12 protein-coding genes and 1 tRNA gene are annotated in these 10,697 nt (G+C 41.2%); all 13 read left to right on the top strand.

Going from position 1 to position 10,697, the window contains the following annotated elements:
- The first annotated feature begins 292 nt into the window (after positions 1 to 292).
- The 13 genes from M1G14_RS10605 (at position 293) to M1G14_RS10665 (ending at position 10,606) form a co-directional block, all read left to right on the top strand.
- A complete protein-coding gene (locus M1G14_RS10605) occupies positions 293 to 1,174 on the top strand; it encodes a class II fructose-bisphosphate aldolase (RefSeq protein ID WP_003004573.1) in 882 nt (293 codons plus the stop codon).
- A gap of 84 nt (positions 1,175 to 1,258) precedes the next feature.
- The gene (locus tag M1G14_RS10610) at positions 1,259 to 2,197 is read left to right on the top strand and encodes an alpha/beta fold hydrolase (protein ID WP_049522769.1); all 939 of its coding nucleotides are present in this window, start codon (positions 1,259 to 1,261) and stop codon (positions 2,195 to 2,197) included.
- 361 nt (positions 2,198 to 2,558) lie between these two features.
- Positions 2,559 to 3,551, top strand: a complete 993-nt coding sequence (locus M1G14_RS10615; RefSeq protein ID WP_013904684.1) for an ABC transporter ATP-binding protein — start codon at positions 2,559 to 2,561, stop codon at positions 3,549 to 3,551.
- A gap of 1 nt (position 3,552) precedes the next feature.
- Positions 3,553 to 4,371 carry an ABC transporter permease gene (locus tag M1G14_RS10620; protein WP_049483520.1) on the top strand — a complete coding sequence of 273 codons (819 nt, stop codon included), beginning with the start codon at positions 3,553 to 3,555 and terminating at the stop codon, positions 4,369 to 4,371.
- A 1-nt stretch (position 4,372) separates the two neighbouring features.
- On the top strand, positions 4,373 to 5,158 hold the full coding sequence (locus M1G14_RS10625) for an ABC transporter permease (RefSeq protein WP_049522770.1): 786 nt from the start codon (positions 4,373 to 4,375) through the stop codon (positions 5,156 to 5,158).
- A 100-nt stretch (positions 5,159 to 5,258) separates the two neighbouring features.
- A tRNA-Thr gene (locus M1G14_RS10630) sits at positions 5,259 to 5,331 on the top strand.
- Between the two features lie 199 nt (positions 5,332 to 5,530).
- The gene (locus M1G14_RS10635) at positions 5,531 to 5,842 is read left to right on the top strand and encodes a hypothetical protein (RefSeq protein ID WP_049483545.1); all 312 of its coding nucleotides are present in this window, start codon (positions 5,531 to 5,533) and stop codon (positions 5,840 to 5,842) included.
- Between the two features lie 296 nt (positions 5,843 to 6,138).
- Positions 6,139 to 6,585, top strand: coding sequence for a LytTR family DNA-binding domain-containing protein (locus M1G14_RS10640; protein WP_049483526.1), 447 nt, complete (start codon positions 6,139 to 6,141; stop codon positions 6,583 to 6,585).
- Positions 6,586 to 6,589: 4 nt separating this feature from the next.
- Entirely contained in the window at positions 6,590 to 7,285 is a 696-nt protein-coding gene (locus M1G14_RS10645; RefSeq protein ID WP_045759126.1) for a LiaF transmembrane domain-containing protein, read from the top strand.
- A gap of 118 nt (positions 7,286 to 7,403) precedes the next feature.
- A complete protein-coding gene (gene rpmB, locus M1G14_RS10650) occupies positions 7,404 to 7,592 on the top strand; it encodes a 50S ribosomal protein L28 (RefSeq protein ID WP_001140948.1) in 189 nt (62 codons plus the stop codon).
- Positions 7,593 to 7,734: 142 nt separating this feature from the next.
- Positions 7,735 to 8,100, top strand: coding sequence for an Asp23/Gls24 family envelope stress response protein (locus tag M1G14_RS10655; protein ID WP_003004393.1), 366 nt, complete (start codon positions 7,735 to 7,737; stop codon positions 8,098 to 8,100).
- A 2-nt stretch (positions 8,101 to 8,102) separates the two neighbouring features.
- On the top strand, positions 8,103 to 9,767 hold the full coding sequence (locus M1G14_RS10660; RefSeq protein ID WP_247926589.1) for a DAK2 domain-containing protein: 1,665 nt from the start codon (positions 8,103 to 8,105) through the stop codon (positions 9,765 to 9,767).
- Positions 9,768 to 10,051: 284 nt separating this feature from the next.
- The gene (locus M1G14_RS10665; RefSeq protein WP_023919327.1) at positions 10,052 to 10,606 is read left to right on the top strand and encodes an SP0191 family lipoprotein; all 555 of its coding nucleotides are present in this window, start codon (positions 10,052 to 10,054) and stop codon (positions 10,604 to 10,606) included.
- Positions 10,607 to 10,697 lie beyond the last annotated feature (91 nt).

Below are 10,697 nucleotides of genomic sequence, written 5' to 3' on the forward strand. Positions count from 1 at the left end.
CCGCACAGTTGAGTAGGGCTGTAAAAGCTGATGAAATCAGCGTAGTAGAGCCCACTCAACCACTGCGTCTTGCTCGAAAATCTAAAAATAATTGAGAGGCTAGGACTTTTGTCCCAGCTTCCTTTACTTATTTGCTAGGATGAAAGCCTTAGGAGATAGGAGATTCTGCCCTATTTATCATAAGAAAGTGCTTAAAGACACAGGAAAAGCTAGCAATTTCATCTAAAAAGTGATAAAATAAACAATGTAAGTGGGATTAACCCCACAAAAATTTATAGGAGGCCTATAACAAATGGCAATCGTTTCAGCAGAAAAATTTGTCCAAGCAGCTCGTGACAATGGTTATGCAGTTGGTGGATTTAACACAAACAACCTTGAGTGGACTCAAGCTATCTTGCGTGCAGCAGAAGCTAAGAAAGCTCCAGTACTTATCCAAACTTCTATGGGTGCTGCTAAATACATGGGTGGTTACAAAGTATGTAAAGCCCTTATTGAAAACCTTGTAGAATCAATGGGTATTACTGTACCAGTTGCTATTCACCTTGACCATGGTCACTACGACGATGCTCTTGAATGTATCGAAGCTGGTTACACTTCAATCATGTTTGACGGTTCACACCTTCCAGTTGAAGAAAACCTTAAATTGGCGAAAGATGTCGTTGAAAAAGCTCATGCTAAAGGTATCTCAGTAGAAGCTGAAGTTGGTACTATCGGTGGTGAAGAAGACGGTATCATCGGTGACGGTGAATTGGCACCAATCGAAGACGCTAAAGCAATGGTTGCTACAGGAATCGACTTCTTGGCTGCAGGTATCGGTAACATCCACGGTCCTTACCCAGCAAACTGGAAAGGTCTTCACCTTGACCACTTGCAAAAATTGACTGAAGCTGTTCCAGGATTCCCAATCGTATTGCACGGTGGATCAGGTATCCCTGACGATCAAATCCAAGCAGCTATCAAACTTGGTGTTGCAAAAGTTAACGTGAACACTGAATGCCAAATCGCATTTGCAAATGCTACTCGTCAATTCGTACGTGAATACGATGCAAACGAAGCAGAATACGATAAGAAGAAACTCTTCGACCCACGTAAATTCTTGAAACCAGGTTTCGAAGCAATTACAGCAGCTGTTGAAGAACGTATCGACGTATTCGGTTCAGAAGGCAAAGCTTAATTGAAAACAGGAAAGCAAGGTCCCGTGTGGATCTTGTTTTTTTGTATGGGAAAAGTTGCTTCCGGGATTTAATTTTTGTACAATATGCCTATGAAAAAATTTAAACAGTTTAGCTGGATCGTTTGTAGCTTTCTCCTGCTCTTTTTAGGTGCTACATTTGTTTTTCATCAATTTAGTTTACGAAATGAAAGTAAGCTTCTAACACCCATTGGTAAACAAGTTACAGTCAATGGACATCGAATGAATGTCTCTGTTAAAGGAGAAGGATCTGAAACAATCGTTTTTCTTTCCGGTGCAGGTATCGCCTCTCCTATTTTAGACTTTAAGAATCTATCAGATTCCCTATCCAAAAAATACAAAGTTGTTGTCGTGGAGCGAGCAGGATATGGTTTTAGTGAAGATAGTGATCGTTCAAGAGATGTGATGGAGGTCCTTTCTGAGACCCGTCAAGCTTTGGCGCAAGCTCATGTTTCAGGTCCTTATGTGATTATTTCGCATTCTATGGCTAGTTTAGAGAGTCTTGCTTGGCAAGAGAAATATCCAAATGAAGTGAAGGCTTTGATTGGTCTGGATTGGGCCTTGCCAGCGAGTTATGAAGATTTAAAGGATAATCAGGCCTTGCTTACTGTGGCTTATTGGAGCAGTAAGATTGGCTTATTACGCTATTTCCCTGAGTCCTTTTATATAAAAAATCCAACTCTGACTGAAACTGAACGACAACAATATAAATTACTAGCATATAAGCAGTTGATGTCACAAGCCATGCTTCATGAATCCCGTTTGGCAAAGGAAAATGCCAAGAAAGTTCCATCTAGCATTAATCCGAAAATTCCAGCCTTACTCCTGGTTTCTAACGGTGAAGGCACGACCTTTAGCCAATCAGAGTGGCAACGTTATGCAGAGAGATTTGCAAGCGACCAGTCTAATGTTCAAGTCGACTATATGGATGCGCCTCACGACCTCTATCATTATCAAAGCGATGCTATTGTTTCTCGTATTAAAAAATTTTTAGAGAATAATTGAGGGCTTAAAAATCCATTGAGACTGATGATAATAATTAAATGCTGAAGGATTAACAGTAGAATCGTTAATTTTCTCGATTAAAAAAATTCTTTTTCTTAACAATAAGCCTGCCCCTAAGGGCAGGTTTTTTGGTGTTTTAAGGAAACTATTAAACCAGAATTTCTGACTCAAAAGCATTATTTCAAGAGAGAAATTTCTAATTTCATAATCTATAAGCAAACGCTTGCATTCCTTTTTTTATTGGATTATAATAGGTTGGTATAAAGCCTTCTGTAATAATATTGAGTAAGTGTAGAAAGTAAGGATTTAGAATATTTGTAGTCAAAAATACAATGTTGCTTCTTACGATAGGGAGATAGATATGGCAATGATAGAAGTGCAACATCTTCGGAAAAATTTTGTGAAGACAGTTAAGGAGCCGGGGTTAAAGGGAGCCTTGCGCTCCTTTATTCATCCTGAAAAGCAGACCTTTGAAGCGGTCAAGGATTTAACTTTTGAAGTTCCAAAAGGGCAGATTTTAGGATTTATCGGGGCAAATGGTGCTGGGAAGTCAACCACCATCAAAATGCTGACAGGAATTTTGAAGCCCACATCTGGCTTTTGTCGGATTAACGGCAAGATTCCCCAGGATAATCGCCAAGATTATGTCAAGGATATTGGAGTCGTTTTCGGACAACGCACCCAGTTATGGTGGGATTTGGCTCTGCAAGAGACCTACACGGTTTTGAAAGAGATCTATGATGTACCGGACTCGCTTTTCCATAAGCGCATGGACTTTTTGAATGAAGTTTTGGATTTGAAGGAATTTATCAAGGATCCTGTGCGGACTCTTTCACTAGGTCAACGGATGCGGGCGGATATTGCGGCTTCCTTGCTTCACAATCCAAAAGTTCTCTTTTTAGATGAACCGACTATTGGTTTGGATGTGTCTGTCAAGGACAACATTCGTCGGGCCATTACCCAGATTAATCAGGAGGAAGAGACAACTATTCTCTTGACTACTCATGATTTGAGTGATATTGAGCAACTCTGTGATCGGATTTTTATGATTGATAAGGGGCAAGAGATTTTTGATGGAACGGTTAGCCAGCTCAAGGAGACCTTTGGAAAGATGAAGACTCTCTCCTTTGACCTGACACCAGGTCAAAATCATCTAGTCTCTCATTATGAGGGCTTGCCTGATATGTCCATTGATAGACAAGGAAATACTCTCAATATTGAATTCGATAGTTCCCGCTACCAGTCGGCCGATATTATCAAGCAAACCTTATCTGATTTTGAAGTCCGTGATTTGAAGATGGTAGATACGGATATTGAAGATATTATCCGTCGCTTCTATCGAAAGGAGCTCTAAGATGGTCAAATTGTGGAGACGTTATAAACCCTTTATCAATGCAGGGATTCAGGAGTTGATTAGCTATCGAGTCAACTTTATTCTCTATCGGATTGGTGATGTCATGGGGGCTTTTGTCGCATTCTATCTCTGGAAGGCTGTCTTTGACTCCTCCCAGGAGCCTTTGATTCAGGGCTTCAGTATGGCAGATATCACTCTCTACATCATCATGAGTTTTGTGACTAATCTTCTGACTAGGTCGGATTCTTCCTTTATGATTGGTGATGAGGTTAAGGATGGCTCCATTATCATGCGTTTGCTGAGACCAGTGCATTTTGCGGCCTCTTACCTTTTCACCGAACTTGGCTCCAAGTGGTTGATTTTTATCTCTGTTGGACTGCCATTTTTAAGTGTCATGGTTTTGATGAAAATCTTATCTGGGCAAGGTATTGTAGAAGTGCTGGGATTAACTGTCCTTTATCTCTTTAGCTTAACTCTGGCTTATCTGATTAACTTTTTCTTTAATATCTGCTTTGGATTTTCAGCCTTTGTATTTAAAAATTTATGGGGTTCTAATCTACTTAAGACTTCAATAGTGGCCTTTATGTCTGGCAGTTTGATTCCCTTAACATTTTTTCCAAAGGTGATTTCAGATATTCTCTCCTTATTGCCATTTTCATCCTTGATTTACACTCCGGTCATGATTATTGTTGGGAAATACGATGCCAGTCAGATTCTTCAAGCACTCGCGTTGCAGTTTTTCTGGCTTATAGTGATGGTGGGCTTGTCTCAGTTGATTTGGAAACGAGTCCAGTCATTTATCACCATTCAGGGAGGTTAGTATGAAAAAATATCAACGCATGCATCTGATTTTTATCAGACAATACATCAAGCAAATCATGGAATACAAGGTGGATTTTGTGGTAGGTGTGTTGGGAGTCTTTCTGACTCAAGGCCTAAACCTCTTGTTTCTCAATGTTATCTTTCAACACATCCCCTCGCTAGAAGGTTGGACCTTTCAAGAGATTGCCTTTATCTATGGATTTTCCTTAATTCCAAAGGGATTAGATCATCTCTTTTTTGACAATCTCTGGGCTTTAGGTCAACGGCTAGTTCGAAAAGGGGAGTTTGACAAGTATCTGACTCGTCCTATCAATCCTCTCTTTCACATCCTCGTTGAGACCTTTCAGATTGATGCCTTGGGTGAACTTTTGGTCGGTGGTATTCTATTAGGAACAACAGTATCAAGCATTGCTTGGACTCTTCCAAAATTCCTGCTTTTCCTAGTTTGTATTCCATTTGCTACCTTGATTTACACTTCTTTAAAAATTGCTACAGCCAGCATCGCTTTTTGGACCAAGCAGTCAGGTGCCATGATTTACATTTTTTATATGTTCAATGATTTCGCCAAGTATCCTATTTCTATTTACAATTCGCTCCTTCGTTGGTTAATTAGCTTTATTGTACCTTTCGCCTTTACGGCCTACTATCCTGCCAGCTATTTCTTGCAGGACAAGGATGGACTCTTTAATATTGGTGGTTTGATTCTGATTTCCCTTGTTTTCTTTGTTATTTCCCTCAAACTTTGGGACAGGGGATTGGATGCCTACGAAAGTGCGGGTTCGTAAAAGGAAGAATCTCAAAGCCTTATCTCAGGAAAGGCTTTTTCTAATGGAGATGAAAATTTCTTGACATCTATTCTCAGAGTGCTATACTAAGAAAGTAATCGCCGATTTAGCTCAGTTGGTAGAGCAACGCACTCGTAACGCGTAGGTCACAGGTTCGATCCCTGCAATCGGCATAGGAAGAAACGGCTTTGAAGGAGCGAGACGACGAATGATGGTGATAACCGATTCGTTCTGTCTCGCTCTTTTTTTGACCGCATAGGCGCCATTTTTGACCACTTAGTCAAAAGTCCTTGTCTCCATAGGGGCTCTCTGCTATCATAGAATCATCAAAGGAAGGCCCCCTTCCAACTATTGAAAACGAGGTATACGATGATGAAAAAACTACTTGGACTTGGATTTATTCTGGCAGCTCTTGCGGTTGTTACAATGGGAATGGTTGGCTTTCCAAAGCTTGATGTGAATATCTGGCCTTTATTCCCCGTTCTCTTATTTGCTTTCTTTACTCTTGAAAATCTGATGAAACAGGACTACAAGGCAAGTGTCATCTGTGCTTTAATTGCTCTGATGATTGCAAACGCGATCTACGATCTCTTGCCGGTTTCAAATGGCTTAGTGATCACAACGGGTGTCCTTGCTTGCGTGGGTCTTAGTTTTCTTTTACCGGATAAGAATAGCAACAAATAAAGAAAGAGAGTGGGACAGAAATCGGTCATTCGTTAGAATTCGATTTCGTCGTCCCACCTCCGCACAGTTGAGTAGGGCTGTAACAGCTGATGAAATCAGCGTAGTAGAGCCCACTCAACCACTGCGTCTTTCCCGACAATCCAAAGACAATTGAGAGGCTAGGACTTTTGTCCCAGCCTCTTTACTTCTCAAAAACTACCTCTTGATGGGGAAAACGTGCCACTTACTGAAAAGGCCTTGTTTTGTTTTCAACAGCTGTTATAATGGTACTATCAAAACGTTGGGAAAGGAGTTTTATGAAAGTTAGAATCGAATTGGATTCATCTATGGACGAGCCTGAGATCTTGATTCGAGCTCCGCGCTTGACCCCGGAGTTGACCCAGCTGCAAGAGAGAATCCTAGAACAAAAGGTTGCTCCTTTGGCCTTTTACAAGGATCGAAGTGAATATTTTCTGGATGTGGCATCGATCCTCTTTTTTGAGACGGACGGGGAGAAGATTTTTGGACACACCAAGGACGAGGCCTATGAGGTCAAGCAAAAGCTCTATGAGTTGGAGGAGCTGCTTCCCATCGCCTTTTGTCGAATTTCCAAATCCACCATTGTCAACGCAAAGCAGATCTATTCTCTAGAAAAGTCTTTTTCAGGAACCAGCACGGTCAATTTCTATCAGACCCATAAGAAGGTTCACGTATCCAGACGCTACTATCAACTCTTAAAAGAACGACTAAATGAAATGAGGTAATATCATGAGAAAAAAATTAATCGGAGTATTCTTAATCCTTTTAGCAGCTTTAATCCTCTTACAAGGCTATTTTGTAAAATGGGACATTAGCATCTGGACCTTAGCTTGGGTTACCTTGCTTGCAGTCCTATCCCTCTCTAGTTTCTTAAAACGCCATTTTGGTTGGGGCTTCATCTATGGACTTTTAGCCCTCTTTTGTCTCAATGGGCAATACCATTTCCTCCCAGTTTCAAATTCAGTTGTCATCCTTTCCTCAATTCTCGCTGTGATTGGGCTCAACATTTTGTTTAAACCCTCTAAGAAAACAAAAGCCCGCCTAGCTTCCTATTCTGCTGGGTCCATGAGTAAGTCGGATGGCAATGACATCGATGTCACTTTTTCAACAGTGACAAAATATCTCAATGACCAACACTTTACCCACGGAAGTGCAGATGTGAGTATGGGAGAAGCTTCGGTTTATTTTGACAATTGCCGCATCGAAGGTCCGTCAGCCCAGTTTGTTGTCGATGTTTCCCTTGGAAGTTTGAGTCTCTATGTACCAAGTGATTGGCGTGTCCATGTTCATGTGGATAATTCCCTTTCGGCTATCCAGCATCAGGAAAATCCAAGTGCTCTGACAAGCAAGGATTTCTACATTACGGGCGATGTTTCCTTAGGAAATCTGGAAATTATCTATGTCGGAGCGAATTCGTTTTCTTAAGTCGGAAATGAAAAACTTTGGCCAAAAGCTTGCCAAGAGAGATTTTTTTTGGTAATATAGTACGGTATGTGGTGCTAGCACATCCGTTATATTAGATCTAATAGGAGGAAACACAGAAATGGCTAAAGTATGTTATTTCACAGGTCGTAAGACTGTATCAGGTAACAACCGTTCACACGCTATGAACCAAACAAAACGTGCCGTAAAACCAAACCTTCAAAAAGTAACTGTCCTTATCGATGGTAAACCTAAAAAAGTTTGGGCTTCAGCTCGTGCATTGAAATCTGGTAAAGTAGAACGCGTTTAATAAAGAGTACAGAACCTCATAGAGGTTCTTTTCTTTTTCTCTAGAGACAGCTGTCACAGCGGGAGAAGAATAGTCCCTACCCTTTTACAGTTGACCTCTTTTATGGTAAAATAGAATATAAAATACTTTTGAGGTAGAAATTATGACAGTAAAAATCAATACAAAGGACGGTCAAATTGAATTGACTGATGAGGTTATCGCAACTGTTGTAGGCGGTGCCGCTACTGAGATCTTCGGTGTGGTTGGAATGGCCAGCAAAAATGCGATCAAAGATAATTTCCAAGCCCTCCTAGGGAAAGAAAACTTCTCTAAAGGTGTTGTTGTCAAAACAACGGAAGCAGGAACTATCGCAGTTGATGTTTACACTGTTTTGAGCTATGGAACAAAGATTAGCGAAGTCTCAAAAAATATTCAAGAACGTGTGAAATTTAGTTTGGAAAATCAACTTGGAATCACTACGGATACTGTGAATGTCTATATTCAAAATATCAAGATTGTGGGAGAATAATCGTGGCTAATATTACTACAAGTTTATTTCAAGAAATGGTTCAAGCGGGGGCTACGCGCTTAAATAAACAAGCGGAATATGTAAACTCTTTGAACGTCTTTCCTGTACCAGATGGAGATACAGGGACTAATATGGGAATGACCATCGAAAATGGGGCCAAAGAAGTATCTGACCGTTCTGCATCAACTGTTGGAGAAGCAGCAGGAATCTTTGCTAAAGGTCTCTTGATGGGTGCGCGTGGGAACTCAGGAGTCATCACTTCTCAATTGTTCCGCGGATTTTCTCAAAGTGTCAAAGACAAAGAAGAATTGGATGGAGCAGCACTTGCAGCAGCCTTCCAATCTGGGGTAGAAGTTGCTTATAAAGCCGTTATGAAGCCGGTTGAAGGAACCATTTTGACGGTTTCTCGTGGAGCAGCCATCGGGGCTAAGAAAAAAGCAGAATCTACCAACGATGCAGTAGAAGTTATGCGTGCCGCTCTTGAAGGAGCTAAAACTGCTCTTGCGAAGACTCCAGATATGTTGCCAGTCTTGAAAGAAGTTGGCGTGGTAGACTCTGGTGGTCAAGGGTTGGTCTTCATCTATGAAGGATTCTTGTCAGCCTTGACAGGTGAATTCATCGCTTCTGAAGAGTTCCAAGCAACACCTGCAACCATGTCAGAAATGATCAATGCAGAACACCACAAGTCAGTTGCTGGCCATGTCGCAACTGAAGACATCAAGTTTGGTTACTGTACAGAAATCATGGTCGCTTTGAAACAAGGTCCAACCTATGTCAAAGACTTCGATTACGATGAATTCCGTAACTATTTGAACAACCTTGGGGATTCCCTATTGGTGGTGAATGACGATGAGATTGTCAAAGTTCACGTCCATACAGAAGATCCAGGTCTTGTCATGCAAGAAGGTCTTAAGTACGGAAGCTTGGTCAAGGTCAAAGTCGACAACATGCGCAACCAACACGAAGCGCAAGTTGAAAAAGAAGAGCGCCAAGCCAAACCAGTTGAAGAAAAAGAATATGCCATCATCGCAGTAGTTGCTGGTGACGGATTGGCTGATATCTTTAAAGCGCAAGGAGTTGATTACATCATCTCTGGTGGTCAAACTATGAACCCATCAACAGAAGACTTTGTCAAAGCAGTTGAAGAGTTGAATGCGCGCAACATCATTATCTTGCCAAACAACAAAAATATCTTGATGGCTGCTCAATCTGCAGCAGAAGTGATTGAGCAACCTGCAGCAGTTGTTGAGACCAAGACCATTCCTCAAGGATTGACTAGTCTTCTTGCCTTTGATGAAAGCAAATCAATCGAAGAAAACTACGAACGCATGAGCGCTTCATTGGGCGATGTTGTGTCTGGTAGTGTGACGACAGCGGTTCGTGATACCACTATTGATGGGCTTGAAATCCATGAAAATGATAATCTTGGAATGGTCGATGGCAAAATCGTTGTTTCAAATCCAGATATGATGGAAACCTTGGAAGAAACATTCGCTCATATGTTGGACGAAGATAGTGAAATTGTGACCATCTATGTCGGTGAAGACGGCAGTGAGGAGTTGGCAAATGAATTGGCCCAAGCCCTTGCTGAGAAGTATGAGGATGTAGAAGTGGAAATCCACCAAGGTGGCCAACCCGTCTACCCATACTTGTTTAGTGTAGAATAATTGAACAGAAGGTTCCTTTCGGAACCTTTTTTTGTATATAGAAAAACGAGGAGATTCCCTATGAAATCAGCGTGATTCAGAGGGATTGAGACTGAAGTGAACCCTCCACTGAGGCTTTATTCGTGAGAAAAAGGAGTTTCTGCAAAAAGTCTCACATTCATCAGATTTTTATTCAAATGGAAAAGCTTGAAATGAGGGGGAAATGGTTTGAGCAGTGGAGTTTTTAGACAAGAAAGACGCGATATGTTATACTGGTATCAGTATGTGAAAGGAGAGTTATAAAAATGAAGAAATTTTTTGTAACCCTTGGGCTAGCCATTTTGGTATTGACTGGTTGTTCGCAATCCCAAACGAAGAAAACTACAACCGCTAGCTCATCTAGCAGTTCCTCTGTTAAAAAAGAAGTAAAAAATGAAGAAAAAACCACAACCTTAGTAGGAGATATCAATGGAACAAAACACCGGGATATCATCAAGTCTAAGGGAGATAAGGTTGAAAACCTTCGCATCGAAGTGACGGCCGATCTGCCCCAACAACTTGGGACCATCGCAGCAGAGAAGTCACCTGAAGAGCTCACAGCAGCCATTCAAGCTTTGTTGGAGCAAAATGAAGACTACAAGAAGTTAAAAACCGTTCCTGGTTTTAGCTTGGAATACACAGTCACCCCAGAGAAAAAATTGCTCTCAACCAGTGTGATTGACCTCAACCAAATTGATGCCAAGTCTCTAGAAGAAATTTCTTACTTCAAAGATGCTGGTCTCAATGATTTGAAAAACATGAAGGCAGATGCCTTGGTCAAGGCCTTGAAATTGCATGGCATGAAAGAAGAAGGCCAGTAAGAAGAATAGAAAAAGTGGTTCTTTGTCAACTGTAGTGGGTGACGAAAAGCTAACATCTAGAGAGGACCTGATAGGTCTTCTCTTTTTGTAT

This window comes from Streptococcus parasanguinis (assembly GCF_023109675.1).
Classification (GTDB): Bacteria; Bacillota; Bacilli; order Lactobacillales; family Streptococcaceae; genus Streptococcus; species Streptococcus parasanguinis_I.